This window comes from Pseudomonas sp. lyk4-TYG-107 (assembly GCF_030209055.1).
Classification (GTDB): domain Bacteria; phylum Pseudomonadota; class Gammaproteobacteria; order Pseudomonadales; family Pseudomonadaceae; genus Aquipseudomonas; species Aquipseudomonas putida_A.
Genome location: NZ_JARVST010000033.1, coordinates 78936 through 97386 on the forward strand (window position 1 = coordinate 78936; position 18451 = coordinate 97386).

At 60.0% G+C, this 18451-nt stretch carries 19 protein-coding genes; 11 read left to right on the forward strand and 8 right to left on the reverse strand.

Annotation, left to right across the window (positions count from 1 at the left end):
- Nucleotides 1–193 precede the first annotated feature (193 nt).
- Nucleotides 194–2248: a S9 family peptidase gene (locus QRN61_RS25490; RefSeq protein ID WP_285376064.1), complete on the reverse strand. Its 2055-nt coding sequence runs from the start codon at nucleotides 2246–2248 to the stop codon at nucleotides 194–196.
- A 236-nt stretch (nucleotides 2249–2484) separates the two neighbouring features.
- Here QRN61_RS25490 and QRN61_RS25495 point away from each other — a divergent pair, with 236 nt between their 5' ends.
- The 3 genes from QRN61_RS25495 to QRN61_RS25505 are packed head-to-tail and all read left to right on the forward strand — an operon-like array spanning nucleotide 2485 to nucleotide 4332.
- Nucleotides 2485–2982: an MFS transporter gene (locus QRN61_RS25495; RefSeq protein ID WP_086791999.1), complete on the forward strand. Its 498-nt coding sequence runs from the start codon at nucleotides 2485–2487 to the stop codon at nucleotides 2980–2982.
- Between the two features lie 16 nt (nucleotides 2983–2998).
- Nucleotides 2999–3775: a class II glutamine amidotransferase gene (locus QRN61_RS25500; RefSeq protein ID WP_007969599.1), complete on the forward strand. Its 777-nt coding sequence runs from the start codon at nucleotides 2999–3001 to the stop codon at nucleotides 3773–3775.
- Between the two features lie 14 nt (nucleotides 3776–3789).
- Nucleotides 3790–4332, forward strand: a complete 543-nt coding sequence (locus tag QRN61_RS25505) for a DUF2937 family protein (protein WP_096796613.1) — start codon at nucleotides 3790–3792, stop codon at nucleotides 4330–4332.
- Nucleotides 4333–4476: 144 nt separating this feature from the next.
- Here the strand turns inward: QRN61_RS25505 and QRN61_RS25510 are convergent, their stop codons facing one another.
- On the reverse strand, nucleotides 4477–5391 hold the full coding sequence (locus QRN61_RS25510) for a LysR family transcriptional regulator (protein WP_103369778.1): 915 nt from the start codon (nucleotides 5389–5391) through the stop codon (nucleotides 4477–4479).
- A gap of 158 nt (nucleotides 5392–5549) precedes the next feature.
- Between QRN61_RS25510 and QRN61_RS25515 the strand changes: the two genes are divergently transcribed.
- From QRN61_RS25515 to QRN61_RS25530, 4 genes are all read left to right on the forward strand, one after another.
- The gene (locus QRN61_RS25515) at nucleotides 5550–6836 is read left to right on the forward strand and encodes an MFS transporter (protein WP_007969604.1); all 1287 of its coding nucleotides are present in this window, start codon (nucleotides 5550–5552) and stop codon (nucleotides 6834–6836) included.
- Nucleotides 6837–6899: 63 nt separating this feature from the next.
- Complete coding sequence (locus tag QRN61_RS25520; RefSeq protein WP_285376066.1) at nucleotides 6900–7652, forward strand: 5-oxoprolinase subunit PxpA; 753 nt, start codon at nucleotides 6900–6902, stop codon at nucleotides 7650–7652.
- A complete protein-coding gene (locus QRN61_RS25525) occupies nucleotides 7649–8353 on the forward strand; it encodes a 5-oxoprolinase subunit B family protein (protein ID WP_285376067.1) in 705 nt (234 codons plus the stop codon). Before QRN61_RS25520 ends, QRN61_RS25525 begins: the two co-directional genes overlap by 4 nt.
- A complete protein-coding gene (locus tag QRN61_RS25530; RefSeq protein WP_285376069.1) occupies nucleotides 8350–9273 on the forward strand; it encodes a 5-oxoprolinase subunit C family protein in 924 nt (307 codons plus the stop codon). Before QRN61_RS25525 ends, QRN61_RS25530 begins: the two co-directional genes overlap by 4 nt.
- Before the next feature lie 92 nt (nucleotides 9274–9365).
- Here QRN61_RS25530 and QRN61_RS25535 read toward each other — a convergent pair whose 3' ends face one another.
- Both QRN61_RS25535 and QRN61_RS25540 read right to left on the reverse strand, forming a co-directional pair.
- Entirely contained in the window at nucleotides 9366–10544 is a 1179-nt protein-coding gene (locus QRN61_RS25535) for a vWA domain-containing protein (protein ID WP_027614532.1), read from the reverse strand.
- 12 nt (nucleotides 10545–10556) lie between these two features.
- A complete protein-coding gene (locus QRN61_RS25540) occupies nucleotides 10557–11402 on the reverse strand; it encodes an AAA family ATPase (RefSeq protein ID WP_098967703.1) in 846 nt (281 codons plus the stop codon).
- 291 nt (nucleotides 11403–11693) lie between these two features.
- On the opposite strand from QRN61_RS25540, the gene QRN61_RS25545 reads away from it, so the two are divergent.
- On the forward strand, nucleotides 11694–11966 hold the full coding sequence (locus QRN61_RS25545; RefSeq protein WP_257012765.1) for a DUF2442 domain-containing protein: 273 nt from the start codon (nucleotides 11694–11696) through the stop codon (nucleotides 11964–11966).
- Here QRN61_RS25545 and QRN61_RS25550 read toward each other — a convergent pair.
- Complete coding sequence (locus tag QRN61_RS25550; RefSeq protein ID WP_103369773.1) at nucleotides 11947–13023, reverse strand: DUF748 domain-containing protein; 1077 nt, start codon at nucleotides 13021–13023, stop codon at nucleotides 11947–11949. The two genes, QRN61_RS25545 and QRN61_RS25550, sit on opposite strands and share 20 nt — an antisense overlap.
- Before the next feature lie 127 nt (nucleotides 13024–13150).
- Between QRN61_RS25550 and cysK the strand changes: the two genes are divergently transcribed.
- On the forward strand, nucleotides 13151–14125 hold the full coding sequence (cysK, locus tag QRN61_RS25555) for a cysteine synthase A (protein WP_041070300.1): 975 nt from the start codon (nucleotides 13151–13153) through the stop codon (nucleotides 14123–14125).
- Nucleotides 14126–14309: 184 nt separating this feature from the next.
- A complete protein-coding gene (locus QRN61_RS25560) occupies nucleotides 14310–15248 on the forward strand; it encodes an aspartyl/asparaginyl beta-hydroxylase domain-containing protein (protein ID WP_027614536.1) in 939 nt (312 codons plus the stop codon).
- A gap of 58 nt (nucleotides 15249–15306) precedes the next feature.
- On the opposite strand, the gene QRN61_RS25565 is transcribed toward QRN61_RS25560, so the two are convergent.
- Together QRN61_RS25565 and QRN61_RS25570 are read right to left on the reverse strand one after the other, a co-directional pair.
- Entirely contained in the window at nucleotides 15307–15465 is a 159-nt protein-coding gene (locus QRN61_RS25565; RefSeq protein WP_177325678.1) for a hypothetical protein, read from the reverse strand.
- Between the two features lie 35 nt (nucleotides 15466–15500).
- Entirely contained in the window at nucleotides 15501–16028 is a 528-nt protein-coding gene (locus tag QRN61_RS25570; RefSeq protein WP_027614537.1) for an N-acetyltransferase, read from the reverse strand.
- A gap of 451 nt (nucleotides 16029–16479) precedes the next feature.
- On the opposite strand from QRN61_RS25570, the gene QRN61_RS25575 reads away from it, so the two are divergent.
- On the forward strand, nucleotides 16480–17343 hold the full coding sequence (locus tag QRN61_RS25575) for a DMT family transporter (protein WP_115988003.1): 864 nt from the start codon (nucleotides 16480–16482) through the stop codon (nucleotides 17341–17343).
- Nucleotides 17344–17479: 136 nt separating this feature from the next.
- Here the strand turns inward: QRN61_RS25575 and QRN61_RS25580 are convergent, their stop codons facing one another.
- Nucleotides 17480–18388, reverse strand: coding sequence for a DMT family transporter (locus QRN61_RS25580; protein WP_115988002.1), 909 nt, complete (start codon nucleotides 18386–18388; stop codon nucleotides 17480–17482).
- Nucleotides 18389–18451: the final 63 nt, after the last annotated feature.

Here is an 18451-nt window from a genome sequence, read left to right on the forward strand (position 1 = left end):
TTATTGTTTTCACGGTTTTCAGGCACTACACGGACCCCTGTGGGAGCGGGCTTGCTCGCGAATGCGGTGGTTCAGTCAATATCAGTGTCGACTGACCCACCGCATTCGCGAGCAAGCCCGCTCCCACAATGGGATCTGTGGTGTATCGACCACCGGGGTCTGGAGTTAAGACCCAAGTGACCGACGGAGTTCCTCAGGCCAGGCCCAAAACCTTGAACACAAATGCATATTCGAGCGCTACGTCACGTAATCCCTGATAACGCCCGCTCATGCCGCCATGCCCGGCGTCGAGTTCGGTCTTGAGCAGCAGCAGGTTGTCGTCGGTCTTGGTCGCGCGCAGTTTCGCCACCCACTTGGCCGCTTCCCAGTACTGCACGCGGCTGTCGTTGTAGCCGGCGATGACCAGGGTTGCCGGGTAATCCTGCGCGGTGACATTTTCGTACGGCGCGTACGCCTTGATCCGCTCGTAGACCTCCGGCTCGTCAGGGTTGCCCCACTCGTCGTACTCGGTGACGGTCAACGGCAAGTCCGGGTCGAGCATGGTATTGAGCACGTCGACGAACGGCACTTCGGCAATCGCCACGCCGAACAGGTCCGGGCGCTGATTGAGCACCGCGCCAATCAACAAGCCGCCAGCGCTGCCGCCACTGATCGCCAGTTTCTCGGCGGTGGTGATGCCGTTGAGGATCAGGAATTCGGCGCAGGCAATGAAGTCGCTGAAGGTGTTGTGCTTGTGTTCCTGCTTGCCGGCGCGATACCAGGCTTCGCCCAGCTCACCGCCGCCACGCACGTGAGCGATGGCAAAGGCCATGCCGCGATCCAGCAGGCTCAGGCGGGCATGGGAGAACCACGGATCGAGGCTGGAACCGTAAGCGCCATAACCATATAGGTACAGCGGCACCGGTTTGCCGACCATCTCGCGTTTCATCACCAGACTGATCGGCACTTGCGTGCCGTCCGGCGCGGTGGCCCACAGGCGTTGGCTGACGTAGGCGTCGGCGTCGAACGGGCCGAGCACCGGGGTTTCTTTCAGGACGGTTTGCTCGCCGCTGGCCAGCAGCAATTGGCGCACCTGCGCCGGACGATTCAGCGCCTCGTAACGCAAACGGATGCGGTCGCTTTCGAACTCCAGGCTGTTCTGCACATAGAGGCTGTAGGCCGCGTCCGGCAATTGCACGCGATACGGCGTCTGGCCTTGCGGATGAACTTCGATGATCGGCAGACCGCCTTCGCGCAGGCTCAGGGTCATGGCCGCGGTGTTCAGTGTCACGCCGTCGAGCATCACCGTGTCGCTGTGCGGGATCAGGTTCTGCCAGTCGGCTTCGCTCGGTACCACACCGGTGTCCGGCGCCTGATACAGGGCGAAATTGATGCCGTCACGGTTGGTGCGGATGAACCAGGTCCATACGCCATCCAGTGCGCCGTGGTCGACGTCGTATTCGTGATCCTCGACCCGTGGCGCCAGGCAAGTGAAGGGCAGGTGCGGCTGATGCGCGTCCAGCGCCCAGACTTCGCTGGTGGTCTTGCTGCCCAGGGTCAGCAGCAATTGCTGCTCGGAACTGGAGCGATAGCAATGCAGGAAGAAACGCCCGTCCGGCTCGTGGAATACCTCTTCGGCGGCGGTGCCATCGAGGCGATAGCGAAACAGCTTGTGCGGGCGATGGGTATCGTCGAGCTCGCCGAAGAACAGGGTCAGGCTGTCGTTGGCCCAGGTCATGCTGCCGTCGCAGTCCTGGAATTCCAGTTCACTGACCTTATCATTGGCCAGTTCCTTGACGAACAGCGTGTAGATCTCGTCGCCCGAGGCGTCGACGCTGTAGGCCAGACGCTGGTGATCCGGGCTGATGCTGAACGCGCCGAGCGAGAAGAAGCCGCCATTGGCCAGCACGTTCGGGTCGAGCAGCAGTTGCTCGCGGCTTTCGTCGAGGATCAGGCTGTCGTCGGCCGGACGCGGGCAACGGTAATGCCGGGCGTACTCGTCACCCGCCGTGGTGCGCGTGTAATACAGATACGGGCCCCAGGGCGAGGGCAGGGACAGGTCGGTTTCGAGGATCCGGCCCTTGATCTCTTCGAACAGGCTCTCGCGCAGGCCGGCCTGATCGGCGGTTTGCGCTTCCTGATAGGCATTTTCGGCCTTGAGGTAGTCGAGCACCGCGTCGGTGTCGCGTTCCTGCAGCCAGGCATACGGGTCGGCACCGGCAGCCTTGCGGGCGATCGGGGCGCGGATGACGTGGGCGGATTCGGGCATGGAAGGCTCTCGGACAGTATTCGGAATAATGGTGTTCGCGGTTGTTGAAACCGCCTCAGCCCCTGTGAGAGCGAGCCTGCTCGCGAAAGCGTTCTGTCAGATGACATTTGTTTCACTGACCCGGCGCTTTCGCGAGCAGGCTCGCTCCCACAGGGTATGCTGCGGGCCGTCTGGCATTGGGACAAGCCTGACGGGCGAAAAGTCGTTACTATAAGCGCCTCTTTGCCTGCCTTGCCATGGACACCATGACCGAGAACGACTATCTGATCGCCTGGGGCCTCTACGCCTTTGCCGCTGTGGGCTGCCTGTTGGTATGGATGCGCCTGACCCGCTGGATGTGGCGCTGGCTGCGCGAGCCGCTGCGGGTGCTGATGGCAGTGTTGCTGTTCAGCCCGACCATCATTGACCCGGTGAAAGCCAAGGTTGCGCCGTCGATCGCCATTACCGCGCTGGACCTGGCCTTCAAGGTCGGCAACAACGCCTGGCGGGCGATTTCCGATCTGTTCATGTACGGCATGATTGCGTTCGGCATCTACCTGATTTTCGTGCTGATCCGCTTCCCGATCGAACGCGCCTCACGCGCCCGACGCGAGCAGGCCGAGGCCGCCAAAGCGGCGGCGCGTGCCGATGATCGCGACGACGATCAGCCGTTCGGCGCTGCCGGTGATGACCGTTACGGTCGCCCGCCACTGCCGAACAATCCGCAGCGCATGCGCGTCGAGCCGCGCCTGTAATCACGAGAGTCAGCACATGTGTGAACTACTGGGCATGAGTGCCAACGTGCCGACCGATATCGTGTTCAGCTTCACCGGCCTGATGCAGCGCGGCGGGCGTACCGGCCCGCACCGCGACGGCTGGGGCATCGCCTTCTATGAAGGCCGCGGCTTGCGTCTGTTTCAGGATCCGGCCGCGAGCAGCGAATCGGAGGTCGCCAACCTGGTCCAGCGCTATCCGATCAAGAGCGAGGTGGTCATCGGCCACATTCGTCAGGCCAACGTCGGCAAGGTCTGCCTGTCCAACACCCACCCGTTCGTCCGCGAACTGTGGGGGCGCAACTGGTGTTTCGCGCACAACGGCCAGCTCGCCGATTTCACCCCGATCAAGAGTTTCTACCGCCCGGTGGGCGATACCGACAGCGAAGCGGCGTTCTGCGATTTGCTCAACCGCGTGCGTGCAGCATTCCCGGAACCGGTCGATATAGAAGTGCTGCTGCCGGATCTGGTCGCTGCATGTGCCGAATACCGCAGCAAAGGCGTGTTCAACTGCCTGCTCAGCGACGGCGACTGGCTGTTCTGCTATTGCTCGACCAAACTGGCACAGATCACCCGGCGCGCACCGTTCGGCCCGGCGCGGCTCAAGGATGTCGATGTGATCGTCGATTTCCAGGCGGAAACCACGCCCAACGACGTGGTCACGGTGATCGCCACCGAGCCTTTGACCGAAAACGAAACCTGGACCCGTTACCAACCGGGCCAATGGAGCCTGTGGCGACGCGGCGAATGCGTCAGCCAGGGCACGACCGAATAAAGGATCTTTCCTCGATGTTGCTCAGTTATCTACGGCTGGTGTTGTTTGCGGCGGGCCTGTTGATCGGTGTCCAGGTGCCGGGTTTCATCAACGATTACGCCAAACGCGTCGAAGCCCATCTGATCGAAGCGCAGACCGGTCTGCGCGGTTTTCAGGGCACCGCCGAGCAGTTCTTCAAGGGCGACTTGCAGGCGCTGGTCGCGCATTACCGCGCCAGTGACGACCCGGTGTTTCGCAGCGATGCCGACAGCCTGAGCACTTTGCTCAACCGGCAGTTGGCGCTGGATAAACAGTTCCAGGCGATGCAGGGGCCGTGGTACATCCGCTTCCTGCAAGTGGTGCTGGCCGCCGACCCGGACATTCGCAAGGAAACCTGGAATGGCTACAGCTACCAGATCCTGCTGACCCCGGAAGCGATGATCTGGGGCATGAGCGGCGCGTTGCTGCTGTCGTTCGGCATCGAGTGCCTGATTCGTCTGATTGACTGGGTGGTGCTCGGCGGCCGGCGTTTGCGCCAGAGTCGGCCGATCGAAGACCGCGACGTGCGCGGCTTGTAAGGCTGGCCAAACCCCGTGGCGAGGGGATTTATCCCCGATGGGGCGCGAAGCGGCCCTCAATGGTGTGTCAGATCAACCTGATTGCTAAGGTTTCAGGACTGCTGCGCAGCCCATCGGGGATAAATCCCCTCACCACAGGTGTGATTACTGAGTGAGGGTGATGTACTTTTCACCGACCTTGCGCGCATACCCCGCCAGCACCTGCTGACACAACGTCACCATCTCCTCGACCCACTCCACGCCAACTCGCCACGACACCACCACCTGCAGATTCGGCGGTCGCTGGTCGATGTCGAGCAAGGTCAGTTCACCCCGCGCCAGTTCCTCGGCCACCAGCACCGGTGGCAGCACGCCAATCCCAAAACCATCACGCAACAGCCGGGTAATCGCCGACACCGAATTCACGCAGTTCAGCCGCGGCGCCAACACACCGTTGGCCTGCATCAAAGCCAGCAGATCCTGATGCGGTCGGGAGTTTTTCGAGTAGGTGATGATCCGTTCCTGCGCCAGTTCGCCGAGGTCAGCGTACTCGCGGTTGTAGATCGAATTGCTCGCAACGATCCAGCCCAGCGGATGGCTGGCCAGCTCGAGGCTGCGCACGCTTTCGTGGCGCACCAGATCGGTTTGCAGAACGATGTCGAGAAAGCCTTTTTGCAGCTGGTCGCAGAGGTTAAGCGAAGTATCCGCCACCAGCTCGATTTCTACCCGTGGATACAGATCGGTCATCTGCGCCACCAAGGGGCTGAGCCAGGTGTGGATCACCGTGTCCATCACGCCGATGCGCACCCGTCCGACCTTGCTCGAACGGGTCTCGATCGATTGCTTGAGCGCCGACATCGTATCGAGCATCTGCTCGGCATAGTCCAGCACTTTCAGGCCTTCGGGTGTCAGGCTGACACCGCGTGAATCGCGCAGAAACAGCTTCACCCCCAGCTCGCCTTCGAGCACCGCGATACGGCTGGAAATCGACGCCTGGGTGGTGAACAGCTTGTCGGCGGTCAGGCGAAAACTCTTCAGCCGGGCGACCCAGACAAAGGTCTCGAGAAACTTCAGGTTCATGGCAACGGCTCGGGTGACAAATTTTTCTTATGCCTAAGGCGGGTTTTTATTCGTTGGACGCAGCAGGGCCGGGCGACGAAAAATCGGCGCATCCGGTTCCCACGATAGGCGTCGTCGGAACTTCGAACAAGACCAATAAAAGCCTGCGGAGACTTGCCATGCGTGCGCCCGACACCCTCGACCTCCCCAAGAGCACGGCCCGCCCCGGCCCGTTCGACTGGTATCGCAATATCAATCAGCAAGAGCGTCGCACCTTCTGGAGCTGCAAGATCGGCTATGGCCTGGATGGCATGGACACGCAGATGCTCAGCTTCGTGGTACCGACCCTGATCGCCATGTGGGGCATCACCACCGGACAGGCCGGGCTGATTCATACCAGCACCCTGATCGCTTCGGCCATTGGTGGCTGGGTGGCGGGGATTCTTTCCGACCGCATCGGCCGCGTGCGCACCCTGCAACTGACGGTGCTGTGGTTCGCCTTCTTCACGTTCCTCTGCGGTTTTGCGCAGAACTACGAACAGCTGCTGATCGCCCGCACCCTGATGGGCTTCGGTTTCGGTGGCGAATGGACGGCCGGCGCGGTATTGATCGGTGAAGTGATCCGCGCCAAGGATCGCGGCAAGGCGGTGGGCATGGTGCAGAGCGGTTGGGCCTTGGGCTGGGGGCTGACGGCGATTCTGTATGCGCTGCTGTTCTCGGTGTTGCCGCCGGAAGACGCGTGGCGTGCGCTGTTCATTCTCGGCATCGTCCCGGCGATTTTCGTGATCTTCGTGCGGCGGCTGGTGAAAGACCCGGAGATCTATCGCGAAGCCAAGGCTGCACAAACTCCGCAGAATCCGGCGAAGTTCTACGAGATCTTCGCCCCGGGCATGCTGTTCACCACGTTCCGTGCGTCACTACTGACTACCGGCGCGCTCGGCGGTTACTACGCGATCACCTCGTGGCTGCCGACCTTCCTGAAGAACGAGCGCGGCTTGAGTGTGCTCGGCACTGGCGGGTATCTGGCGATGGTGATTGTCGGCTCCTACGTCGGCTATGTGATCAGTGCTTATCTGACTGATCTGTTGGGACGTAAAAAGAACTTCATCCTGTTCGCGGTCGGCTCGTTCACCATCGTTCTGCTGTACACGCAAATGCCGGTCAGCAACGGCGTGATGCTGTGGCTGGGCTTTCCGCTGGGCTTCTTCGCCTCGGGGATTTTCAGCGGCATGGGTGCGTTTCTCACCGAGCTGTTTCCGACGCGGATTCGCGGCTCGGGGCAGGGCTTCTGCTACAACATCGGTCGGGCGCTGGCGGCATTGTTTCCGCTGTTGATTGGTTTGCTCAGCCAGAAAGTCCCGTTGAGTGTGGGTATCGGTGCGTTCGCTGCGGTGTCCTACGGCGTGGTGATCCTCGCCGCATTGAGCCTGCCGGAGACCCGAGGCAAGCAACTGGATGCGCAGTAACTGATAACCTGCCGAGCAAGCGTCCTACAGATAAAAAGACCAGAAGCTACAGGAGTGTTCACCGTGAGCCGCCTGCTATTGAATTGCGACATCGGCGAGAGTTTCGGCAGCTGGACCATGGGTCTGGACGCCGAGGTCATGCCCTTCATCGACTGCGCCAACGTGGCCTGCGGCTTCCATGCCGGTGACCCGAGCATCATGCGCAAGACCGTCAGCCTGGCCCTGAGCCACGGCGTGCAGATCGGCGCGCACCCGGCCTATCAGGATCTGGTCGGTTTCGGCCGGCGTTCCATGGCCTATTTCGCCGAGGAACTGCAAGACATCCTGCATTACCAGATCGGCGCGCTCGACGGCATTTGCCGCGCGCAGGGCGGGCGAGTCAGTTACGTCAAACCCCACGGCGCGATGTACAACGACATGATGGCCAACCCGGCACAGTTGCGGGCGGTGATTCAGGCCGTGGCGGCTTACGATCGCAGCTTGCCGTTGATGCTGATGGCCACCCGCGACAATTCGGCGGCGCAGCAGCTCGGTGACGAATACGGCGTGACCCTGTGGTTCGAAGCCTTCGCTGATCGTGCCTACGACAGTGCAGGTCGACTGGTCTCGCGGCAACTGCCGGGTGCGGTGCATCACGAAGCAGAAAAAATCATCGAACAGGCCCTGACCATCGCCCGTGGCGGCGACCTCGTCGCCAGTGACGGCAGCGCGCTGCACCTGCAGGCCAACACCTTGTGCGTGCATGGCGACAACGCCAGTTCAGTGGCCGCCGTGCAGCGCATTCGCGAGGCCCTGAATCAGCAGAGCGCGCCATGAACCCACGGATTGAAGTGGTGGCCCTGGACTGCCTGATGCTGCGCCTGTTCGATGAAATCGCCGAAACCAACATGCCGTGGATGCTCGCCGCCAGTGAGCGTTTGCGCGCGGTGTTCGGTGCACAGTTGATCGATCTGGTGCCGTCCTACACCACGTTGATGGTGCATTACGACCTGACATTATTGAATCCGGGCCACGCGCGTGAACTGATCGCTGAAGCCTTGATTGACCTGTCGCCGAATGCGCGCACCGGCGGCCAGTGCCATGTGCTGCCGGTCTGGTATGACCTGAGTGTCGGCCCCGAACTGAGCCTGCTGGCGCAGCGCAGCGGGTTGGCGGTGGAGGAGGTGATTCGTCGTCACAGCGCTCGCGAATACCAGGTGTTTGCCCTCGGCTTTGCACCGGGATTCGCCTTCATGGGGCTGGTGGAGGAGGTACTGGCAGCGCCCCGTCTGGACACCCCACGCAAGAAAGTCGCGGCTGGCAGCGTCGGTATTGCCGAGCGGCAGACCGCGGCTTATCCGGTGGTGTCACCCGGCGGCTGGAATCTGATCGGTCGCACCCCGGCGCAACTGTTCGACCGCCATCGCGACGGCTACAGCCTGATGCAACCCGGCGACACCGTGCGTTTCGAAGCGGTGAGCCACGCCGAGTTCATCAACCTGGGCGGCGATGACACGCCACTGGAGGCGCTGGCATGAGCCGACTGACGATTGAAGCCAGTACGCCACTGTGTTTGTTACAGGACGCTGGGCGTTTTGGCGTGCGCCATTTGGGCGTGACCCAGGGCGGCGCAGCGGACTGGTGCTCGATGAGTTGGGGCAATTGGTTGCTCGGCAATGCGCTGAATCTGCCGGTGATCGAAATCACCCTCGGCGGGTTTGCCGTGGTGGCGCTGGACGATTGCTTGCTGGCGCTGGCCGGGGCGGATCTTGGTGCGCAGATCGATGGGCAGCCGCTGGCGCCGTGGCGCAGTTTCAAACTGGGCAAAGGCCAGACATTGAAGTTCACCCAGCCGCTGCTCGGTGCCCGGGCTTACTTGGCGGCGCCCGGTGGTTTCGAGGCGCCGCAGGTGCTGGGCAGCAGTGCCACGGTAGTGCGTGAAGAACTCGGTGGCCTTGATGGCATGGGGTCGCCGTTGGCCAAGGGCGCGACATTGAGTTATCGCGGGGAGGTTCTGCAAGTGCGTGAAGTACCGCACGCGTATCGACCTGACCTGCGCCTGAATACGCCTTTGGATCTGGTGCTCGGTGCACAGATCGGTCAGTTCAGCGGGCAGAGTCTGTTCGATGTGTTCAACAGTCCGTGGACACTCGACAGTCGCGCTGATCGCATGGGCATTCGGCTGCTGGGCAAGGCGTTGCAGTATCAGGGCCGGCCGATGATTTCAGAGGGTATTCCGCTGGGCGCGGTGCAGGTGCCGCCGGATGGGCAGCCGATTGTCTTGCTCAATGATCGGCAGACGATTGGTGGCTATCCGCGATTGGGAGCGTTGACACCTTTGGCGCTGGCGCGGTTGGCGCAGTGTCTGCCGGGGGCGCAGGTGCGGTTGCGGCCGGTGGTGCAGGAAGTGGCGCACCGCGAGCATGTCGAGTATTTGCGGCGTTTCATAATTAGCTAAGGGCTTCGCGAGCAGGCTCACTCCCACATTGGAATGCATTTCACCTGTGGGAGCGAGCCTGCTCGCGAAGAGGGCATCACTGACAACAAAGATTACTTGGACAGAAATCGCATCCCTTCCTCAAGCCCACGCAACGTCAGCGGATACATCTGATCCTCGATCAAATCGCGCACGATATTGGTCGACGAGGTGTAGCCCCAGGTGTCCTTCGGATACGGATTGATCCAGATGAGCTTCTTGTACTTCTCCATGAAGCGCTGCATCCACAGGTAGCCCGGCTCTTCGTTCCAGTGCTCGACGCTGCCGCCGGCCTGGGTGATTTCGTAGGGCGCCATGGCGGCGTCACCGATGAAGATCACTTTGTAGTCGGCGCCGTATTTGTGCAGCAGATCCTGGGTCGAGAAACGCTCGGACGTGCGGCGCATGTTGTTCTTCCACACCGACTCATAAATGAAGTTGTGGAAGTAGAAGTACTCCAGATGCTTGAACTCGGTCTTGCAGGCCGAAAACAGTTCCTCGCAGATCTTCACGTGCGCGTCCATCGAGCCGCCGATGTCGAACAGCAGCAACAGCTTCACCGTGTTGCGCCGCTCCGGACGCATCTGGATATTCAGCAGGCCGGCGTCCTTGGCGGTGTGGTCGATGGTGCCGTCGATGTCCAGCTCTTCAGCCGCACCCTGACGGGCAAATTTGCGCAGACGACGCAGGGCGACCTTGATGTTGCGCGTACCCAGCTCCACCGAATCGTCGAGGTTCTTGTACTCGCGCTGATCCCAGACCTTGACCGCTTTGCCCTGACGCTTGCCGGCATCGCCGACGCGGATGCCTTCCGGGTTGAAGCCGCCGGAGCCGAACGGACTGGTGCCGCCGGTGCCGATCCATTTGTTGCCGCCGGCGTGGCGTTCCTTCTGTTCTTCCAGACGTTTCTTGAATTCTTCGATCAGCTTGTCCAGACCGCCGAGGGACTGGATCTGCGCGCGTTCCTCATCAGTCAGCGAACGCTCGAATTCCTTGCGCAACCAGTCTTCGGGAATCAGCGCCTGCAAGTGATCGTCGAGTTTTTCCAGGCCGTTGAAGTAGGCGCCAAACGCGCGGTCGAACTTATCGAAATGCCGTTCGTCCTTGACCAGAATCGCCCGCGACAAGTAATAGAACTCGTCCATGTCGGCGAAGGTCACGCGCTGTTTCAGCGCGTTGATCAGGTCGAGCAGCTCGCGCACCGACACTGGCACCTTGGCTGCACGCATTTCATTGAACAGGTTGAGCAACATGGCATCAGCCTCTTAGCGAGAACCGCGACGGCTCATGAACGCCAGGCGCTCAAGCAACTGCACATCCTGTTCGTTCTTCACCAGCGCACCGGCCAATGGCGGAATGGCCTTGGTCGGATCGCGCTCGCGCAGCACTGCTTCGCCAATGTTGTCGGCCATCAGCAGCTTCAGCCAGTCGACCAATTCGGAGGTCGACGGCTTCTTCTTCAGGCCCGGCACCTTGCGCACGTCGAAGAACACGTCCAGCGCTTCGCTGACCAGATCCTTCTTGATGTCCGGGTAGTGCACGTCGACGATTTTCTGCAGAGTGTTACGGTCGGGGAAGGCGATGTAGTGGAAGAAGCAACGGCGCAGGAAGGCGTCCGGCAGCTCTTTCTCGTTGTTCGAGGTAATGATGATGATCGGGCGTTTCTTGGCCTTGATGGTCTCGTCGATCTCGTAAACGTAGAACTCCATCTTGTCGAGTTCTTGCAGCAAGTCGTTGGGGAACTCGATGTCGGCCTTGTCGATTTCGTCGATCAGCAGAATCACCCGTTCTTCGGACTCGAAAGCCTCCCACAGCTTGCCCTTCTTCAGGTAGTTGCGCACGTCGTGGACTTTTTCGTTGCCCAGTTGCGAGTCGCGCAGACGGCTGACCGCATCGTACTCGTACAGACCCTGATGGGCCTTGGTGGTGGACTTGATGTGCCAGGTGATCAGCTTGGCGCCGAACGATTCGGCCAGTTGCTCGGCGAGCATGGTCTTGCCGGTGCCCGGTTCGCCCTTGACCAGCAGCGGCCGCTCCAGGGTGATGGCGGCATTGACCGCCAGCTTCAGGTCATCGGTGGCGACGTAGGCCTGGGTGCCTTCGAACTTCATCTGCTAATCCTCGAACGGTAACGCCGACCTGCACGGGCAGGGCGGGGGCGAAAAAATCGGATGCCCCGACTATAACGCGCACCCCGGTCGACTGTGAACGCAGACGGCTTATTCAGTCTCTGAATGGGGCGTCACATGTTGACTCGGTTTCGGCTGATGGCCAGCATTCAGGCCTTGCCCATTTAACGATAGCCTTCAGGATGTTTACAAAATCTGTGGCGAGGGAGCTTGCTCCCGCTGGGCTGCGAAGCAGCCCAATCATCTGATGGAGGACTTGCACTGATGTTACGGATGAAACGCCCCCGCCTGTCGGCGGTTCGTGTCTGGTCTGATTTTTGTCTGGAACTGACCTTTATCGATGATCAGCGATGGGTGGTCGATTTGAGTCAAGATCTTCAAGACGCTCCAGGGCTCCAGCCGTTGCTGGATCCTGAGATATTCGCCTCTGTAATCCTGGGCGATCACGGCTGGAGTGTGGAATGGCCGGAGCCGGATATACAGATCGGCGCTGATACACTCTATTTGGAAATGCTGGCGCAGCGCTCTAGCCCGCATCCGGCTTAGGCCGCTCATACCGCGCATTGAAAGCCTGAATGAAGCCATTACGCAAAATCTGCAAAAACGCTTCGAACGCACTGATGTTTTGCTGATGCACGTTGCCACTGAGTTCGACCTTGGTGGCGAACTGATTCTTGGCCTGGTTCTTCAGCACGGTTTCCGTGCCGCCGACGATGGCCTCCCAGACTGAGCGGAAGATGCTCTTGTCCTTGTTCTCCACGTCCTGCTGCCAGTTGAACACTTCGACGTCGCGCAGCAGCGGTTTGATGTAGCCAGTGACCTGGGCTTTTTTCGCCTGGGCTTCGATGACCACGTCGCCGTGGCCGGCGTTGAAGTCGAACTTGCCGTAGGCCGAGGCGAAGTCGTTCATGCTCTTGAGTTCGATGTCGCGGGCGCGCAGGCGGAACTGGAAGTCCTCAAAATTGCTCAGCGGATCGAAAGTGGCCGTGGTTTCCAGTGGTGCGTGGCCGAGCAGCTTGGCTTTGCCTTCGAAGCGGGCGTCGCGCTTGCCCTGTTTGTCGACCACGTTGGTCAGGTTGTAGATGCTCGCCTCGACGTTACTGGCGTTCATGTTGACCGGCGGTTTGGAGTTGAAATTGCGGAAAGTGATCTTGCCGTCGTGGATCTGCACCTCGTCGAGAGTGATCGGCAGCAACTTGCCCAGTTGCGCCCGCCAGTCGGTGCCTTTACCAGTCTGCGAGTTCTGCTTGTTGGGGCCGCCATCGACGAAGTTGACCTCGGGATTGAAGAATTGCACCTGCGCCACCACGGCATGGTCGTACCACAGCGAATGCCAGCTGACCGCCAGATCGATCACGGGCGCGTTGACGAACGGCACCGGCACCTTGCCGTCGACCTTGACGATCTTCAGGCCGTTGATCCGGTAGGCGCCGCGCCACAGGGCCAGATCGACGTCGGTGACCTGGCCGCGGTAGTCACCCATGTCGGCCAGTTTGCCGTTCAGGTAATCGCGCACCACGTAGGGCAGGGCGATGTGCAGGGCGATCAGCAGCACAACCACGACGGCAAAAATCCCTATTGGCCAGCTATAACGACGCTTCATGGCAACAATTCCCGAACGATGTAAGCGATTGACTGTGGCGCGGCGCAGACGTTCGACCCGACTGGACTGCGCCCGGCAACAGGCATACCTTGAAAGGCTGAATTCAACGCTGCATAAGGACCCAGCCATGAGCCGTATTTTCGCTGACAACGCCCATTCCATCGGCAACACGCCGCTGGTGCAGATCAACCGCATCGCGCCGCGCGGCGTGACCATTCTGGCCAAGATCGAGGGGCGCAACCCCGGTTATTCGGTCAAGTGCCGGATCGGCGCGAACATGATCTGGGACGCCGAAAGCAGCGGCAAACTCAAGCCGGGCATGACCATCGTCGAACCGACGTCGGGCAATACCGGCATCGGTCTGGCCTTCGTCGCCGCCGCCCGTGGTTACAAATTGATGCTGACCATGCCGGCATCAATGAGCATCGAGCGGCGCAAGGTGCTCAAGGCCCTCGGCGCAGAGCTGGTCCTGACTGAACCGGCCAAGGGCATGAAAGGCGCGATCGAGAAGGCAGCCGAAATTGTTGCCAGCGACACCGGCAAATACTTCATGCCGTCGCAGTTCGATAACCCGGCCAACCCGGCGATCCACGAAAAAACCACCGGCCCGGAAATCTGGAACGACACCGATGGCGCCGTCGATGTGCTGGTCGCTGGCGTCGGGACCGGCGGAACCATCACTGGCGTTTCGCGGTATATCAAGAATACCCAGGGCAAACCGATTCTGTCGGTGGCAGTGGAGCCGGTGTCTTCGCCGGTCATCAGCCAGGCGCTGGCGGGTGAAGAGATCAAGCCGAGCCCACACAAGATTCAGGGGATTGGCGCGGGTTTCGTGCCGAAGAACCTCGATCTGTCGATGGTCGACCGGGTGGAGCAGGTCACTGACGACGAGTCCAAGGCCATGGCGCTGCGCCTGATGCAGGAAGAAGGGATTTTGTGCGGTATCTCTTGCGGCGCGGCCATGGCCGTGGCAGTGCGTTTAGCCGAGAAGCCTGAAATGCAGGGCAAGACCATCGTGGTGATTTTGCCGGACTCCGGTGAACGCTATCTGTCGAGCATGCTGTTCAGCGATCTGTTCACCGAGCAGGAGAATCAGCAGTAGTCGAATTGACTCAGATCAGCCAGGGTTCAGGATCGTTATGCTAATAAATGCTTTGTTGCGCAATTCTTAACACTGAATCTTGGGTTCAGCGGGTTTTTCCCGAGGCCGGTAGTGTTTATCATGGCCGGCTGCCATGCCGGCTATAGGGCATTGCGCAGCGTTGTCTTTATTCAAGGAGTCGTTGATGACCTTTTCGTTAGCCGCCAAGGTATTGGTGCTGCTGCTGTTTGTGGGCAGCATCCTCTATGTGCATTTGCGCGGCAAGGCGCGTTTGCCGGTTCTGCGCCAGTTCGTCAACCACTCGGCGCTGTTCGCCCCGTACAACGCGCTGATGTACCTGTTCTCCGGCGTTCCCTCCAAGCCATATCTGGATCGCAGCAAGTTTCCGGAGCTGGATGTGTTGCGCGATAACTGGGAAACCATTCGCGACGAGGCCATGCACCTGTTCGACGAGGGCTACATCCGCGCCGCCGAAAAGAACAATGACGCCGGTTTCGGCTCGTTCTTCAAGAAGGGCTGGAAACGTTTCTACCTCAAGTGGTACGACAAACCGCTGCCGTCGGCCGAAACTCTGTGCCCGAAGACCGTGGCGCTGGTCAGTGCGATCCCTAACGTCAAAGGCGCGATGTTCGCGCTGTTGCCAGGTGGCAGCCATCTGAACCCGCACCGTGACCCGTTTGCCGGCTCGCTGCGTTATCACCTGGGCCTGTCGACACCGAACTCCGACGATTGCCGGATCTTCGTTGATGGTCAGGTCTACGCCTGGCGCGACGGTGAAGACGTGATGTTCGATGAGACCTACGTGCACTGGGTCAAGAACGAGACCGAACAAACCCGCGTCATCCTGTTCTGCGATGTCGAACGCCCGCTGAGCAACCGCCTGATGACCCGCATCAATCGCGCCATCAGCGCCTGGCTGGGACGTGCCACCGCCCCGCAGAACCTTGACGACGAACGTGTCGGCGGCATCAATCAGGCCTACGCCTGGAGCAAGAACTTCAGCGACCGGTTCAGCGGCGTGGTCAAACAGTGGAAACGCCGCAATCCCAAGGCCTACCGCATCCTGCGTCCGGTATTGGCGGTGGTGGTGCTGACTCTGCTGGGGTATTGGCTGTTTGGTTGAGGCCGGATGTTGAAATGAAAAAACCGCTCCTTGTGAGCGGTTTTTTATTGTCTGTGAGTCAGCGGCGCCCGGCGAGAACGTTGGGTTCGTCTTCAATGCCTGTAATCAGTAACTGCAGAAAGCGCTGCTGATTGGCTGATAGCCTGGATGACACAATCTTTTCTTCTGTTTTGATTGATCTTTTCTTAGCGGGGGATTTCTTGACTGATTTGCGCATGCTCCCTCCCTCATTGATCATTACTTGAACTGTTTTCACGATACTTTACTCTCCACTGCGAGGACAAGACGACCTTCCAAATCAAATTTGAAGCCGAGCTTTGTATAAACAGGAATTGCTCCCTGCATTGGCTCCTGGACTTCAATGAACTTGCTGCCGACTATTTGGGCGAACTCATCGATGACCATCATTGCCAAGGTCCCGATACGATTTTTCAGCGGGTGAGAATCTCCGGGTCGCCCTTCCAATCGTACGATTCGAATACGTTGGCGGCTTTTGTTCGGATTGACGAAGCACAGTCCGCAGAGCTGTTCTTCGAACCAGATCGCGATATCCAGGGACAGGGGTTCTCGTGATTTCCATGCGGCAACCTCTCGCCAGCAAAAAAGTGGATTCTCCCAGAGCTCGAACGCGCTCAGTGCTATGGCGTCGATGGGTTCGAAGCGTACTTTCGACAAGTCTTGTCGCGCTGGTAGCTGCAATAGAGCTTTGGCGATGCTTGCCTGTTTCCTGGCCTGCGATTTGTACAACTGATACCGCAAATTCGTCCGTTCCCTTGGCATGTGATCCCGAGCATTCCCTGTCTCCCCATCAATGGGCCTATCCGTTGCTCATCAGCCTATGCGCCTGCCATCGAGCTGTCCCTGCTGGCCCTTTGTCCAAATCATTGCAATCCATGTCCCACGCTGGTTATAGTCGGCGCTCGTGAATCATCTGATTCACTCTCCAAACCCTTCAAAAAAGATCAGCCCCAATGCCTGCATTCCTCATCAACGCGGTAGTCGATTCAGCGGTCAACGCTGGCGTCGTGCCGTGCGGGAATCAGCAGCCTGGGCAGATCAGTCATTACCCTCCACCTGTCAGTAGCACGCCGGTGTGCGCCGTCGTATCACCGCCGGGCGTTGGCGTTTCGGGCTGATCGGCATTCTTTGCTGACCCCTGCGCCCGCCAGAAAAACCTACTGAATTTCAGTCTCGGCTGAGTTGGCTATTTGCCTGACTACAGGTGGTATTCATGTTTGTCCTTTCGAAAAAATCCGCGCTCGCGGCGACGTCCACGAGCCTGTTCGTTCTGCTGTGGAGCAGCGGGGCGATCTTCTCCAAATGGGGGCTGGCCCATGCCTCGCCCTTTGCCTTTCTGCTGATTCGCTTTGTGATCGCACTGTGCGGGCTGGTGCTGTTGACGCCGCTGCTCAAGTTGAAGCTGCCCAAGGGCGGTCGGCCGATGCTGTTTGCGATTGCAACGGGCGTGGTGTTGTTGGGCGCGTATCAGATTTTCTATCTGCTGGCACTCAACACCAAAGTCACGCCGGGGGTGATGGCGACCATCATGGGCGTGCAGCCGATCCTGACCGTGGTGCTGATGGAGCGCCAGCGCTCGGCGAGCCGGATGTTCGGTCTGGCGCTGGGCCTGGCCGGGTTGATTATGGTGGTTTATCAGGGTATCGGACTGGCGGGGATGTCCTGGGCAGGGATGCTGTTCGGTCTGTTGGCGCTGGCGAGCATGACAGTGGGCTCGATCATGCAGAAACGCATCACCGACAATCCCCTCGGCACATTGCCGGTGCAGTATTTGGCCGGGCTGTTGTTGTGCGGGATATTTGTGCCATTTCAGCCGTTCCACTTTGAACAGAGCACGGGTTTCATCGTGCCGGTGTTGTGGATGGGACTGGTGGTGTCGGTGCTGGCGACACTGTTGCTCTATCGCCTGATCGCCCGGGGCAATCTGGTGAATGTCACCAGTCTGTTCTATCTGGTGCCGGCGGTGACGGCGGTGATGGATTACCTGATTTTCGGCAATCGTCTGGCGGCGTTGAGTGTGCTGGGGATGCTGTTGATCATCGTCGGGCTGGCGTTTGTGTTCCGTAAAACTGCTTGAAAACCTTCAGGCCGACCCGGGCATTTTCAGTGTCTGGGCCGGCCTCTTCGCGAGCAAGCCCGCTCCCACAATTGGAATGCATTCCTTCTGTGGGAGCGGGCTTGCTCGCGAAGACTGACTTGTTAACGCCGCAAAATCAGCGGACTGTTGCGGCAGCGGGCTTCACCACCGCCGGCTTCAACACCAGCCACAACGCCAGCGCAATCAACACCCCGCCATACAGGTGCGCCATCGACAACGGCTCATCCAGCAGCAACGCGCCCCACAATACGCCGAACGCCGGAATCATGAAGGTCACGGTCATCGATTTGACCGGGCCGATGGAGCTGAGCAGGCGGAAATAGATGATGTAGGCGAACGCCGTGCAGCCCAGACCCAGGCCCAGCAGCGACAGCCAGACATTCCACCCACCCCAGCTTGCCGGAGGGGCGGTGATCACGCTGTAGCCGAACAGTGGCAACAGAAACAGCGAGGCGCCGAGCATGCTGCCCACGGCCGAGAGACGACTGTCGAGTCCGCCGCTGTGATCCAGCCAGCGCCGCGTGAGGAACCCGGCGAAGCCGTAGCAAGTGGTAGCGAGCAGGCAGGCGAGGGCGCCCATCAGCAATTGCAGATCGAACGCGACCGGACCTGCGCGCGTCAGCACACCGACACCGAACAAGCCGAGAAACACCCCGGTCAGTTTCGCGACAGTGAGTTTTTCACTGAAAAACAGCCCGCCAATCAACACGCCCATCAACGGCGTGGTGGCGTTGAAGATTGCCGAGTAACCGGCCGGCAACACTTGCGCCGCCACCGAATACAACGTCGCCGGAATCCCCGAGTTGATAACGCCCAGCAACATCACGGTTTTCAGTTTGCCCTTGAAATCCCAGCTGATGCGCATCAGCCCGAGAATCACCAGCAGACCGACGGCAGCAATCGACACCCGAAAGAACGCGGTCGGAATGGTGCCGATCACCGGCGCAATAATGCGCATGAACAGGAAGCTCGCGCCCCAGATGGCTGCCAGCGACAGCATGCGGAAAATATCGACAGCGCTCACGATGGCACTCCTTCCTTGATCGGGACGAGAGTGTTGCCGAGCGCCCTGTCGATGGCAACCGTC

What these genes read in the sequence shown, in the direction of transcription:
- QRN61_RS25490 (WP_285376064.1), bottom strand. Translation starts at nt 2,248, where the DNA reads ATGCCCGAATCCGCCCACGTCATCCGCGCCCCGATCGCCCGCAAGGCT.
- QRN61_RS25495 (WP_086791999.1), top strand. Translation starts at nt 2,485, where the DNA reads ATGGACACCATGACCGAGAACGACTATCTGATCGCCTGGGGCCTCTAC.
- QRN61_RS25500 (WP_007969599.1), top strand. Translation starts at nt 2,999, where the DNA reads ATGTGTGAACTACTGGGCATGAGTGCCAACGTGCCGACCGATATCGTG.
- QRN61_RS25505 (WP_096796613.1), top strand. Translation starts at nt 3,790, where the DNA reads ATGTTGCTCAGTTATCTACGGCTGGTGTTGTTTGCGGCGGGCCTGTTG.
- QRN61_RS25510 (WP_103369778.1), bottom strand. Translation starts at nt 5,391, where the DNA reads ATGAACCTGAAGTTTCTCGAGACCTTTGTCTGGGTCGCCCGGCTGAAG.
- QRN61_RS25515 (WP_007969604.1), top strand. Translation starts at nt 5,550, where the DNA reads ATGCGTGCGCCCGACACCCTCGACCTCCCCAAGAGCACGGCCCGCCCC.
- QRN61_RS25525 (WP_285376067.1), top strand. Translation starts at nt 7,649, where the DNA reads ATGAACCCACGGATTGAAGTGGTGGCCCTGGACTGCCTGATGCTGCGC.
- QRN61_RS25530 (WP_285376069.1), top strand. Translation starts at nt 8,350, where the DNA reads ATGAGCCGACTGACGATTGAAGCCAGTACGCCACTGTGTTTGTTACAG.
- QRN61_RS25535 (WP_027614532.1), bottom strand. Translation starts at nt 10,544, where the DNA reads ATGTTGCTCAACCTGTTCAATGAAATGCGTGCAGCCAAGGTGCCAGTG.
- QRN61_RS25540 (WP_098967703.1), bottom strand. Translation starts at nt 11,402, where the DNA reads ATGAAGTTCGAAGGCACCCAGGCCTACGTCGCCACCGATGACCTGAAG.
- QRN61_RS25545 (WP_257012765.1), top strand. Translation starts at nt 11,694, where the DNA reads ATGAAACGCCCCCGCCTGTCGGCGGTTCGTGTCTGGTCTGATTTTTGT.
- QRN61_RS25550 (WP_103369773.1), bottom strand. Translation starts at nt 13,023, where the DNA reads ATGAAGCGTCGTTATAGCTGGCCAATAGGGATTTTTGCCGTCGTGGTT.
- cysK (WP_041070300.1), top strand. Translation starts at nt 13,151, where the DNA reads ATGAGCCGTATTTTCGCTGACAACGCCCATTCCATCGGCAACACGCCG.
- QRN61_RS25560 (WP_027614536.1), top strand. Translation starts at nt 14,310, where the DNA reads ATGACCTTTTCGTTAGCCGCCAAGGTATTGGTGCTGCTGCTGTTTGTG.
- QRN61_RS25565 (WP_177325678.1), bottom strand. Translation starts at nt 15,465, where the DNA reads ATGCGCAAATCAGTCAAGAAATCCCCCGCTAAGAAAAGATCAATCAAA.
- QRN61_RS25570 (WP_027614537.1), bottom strand. Translation starts at nt 16,028, where the DNA reads ATGCCAAGGGAACGGACGAATTTGCGGTATCAGTTGTACAAATCGCAG.
- QRN61_RS25575 (WP_115988003.1), top strand. Translation starts at nt 16,480, where the DNA reads ATGTTTGTCCTTTCGAAAAAATCCGCGCTCGCGGCGACGTCCACGAGC.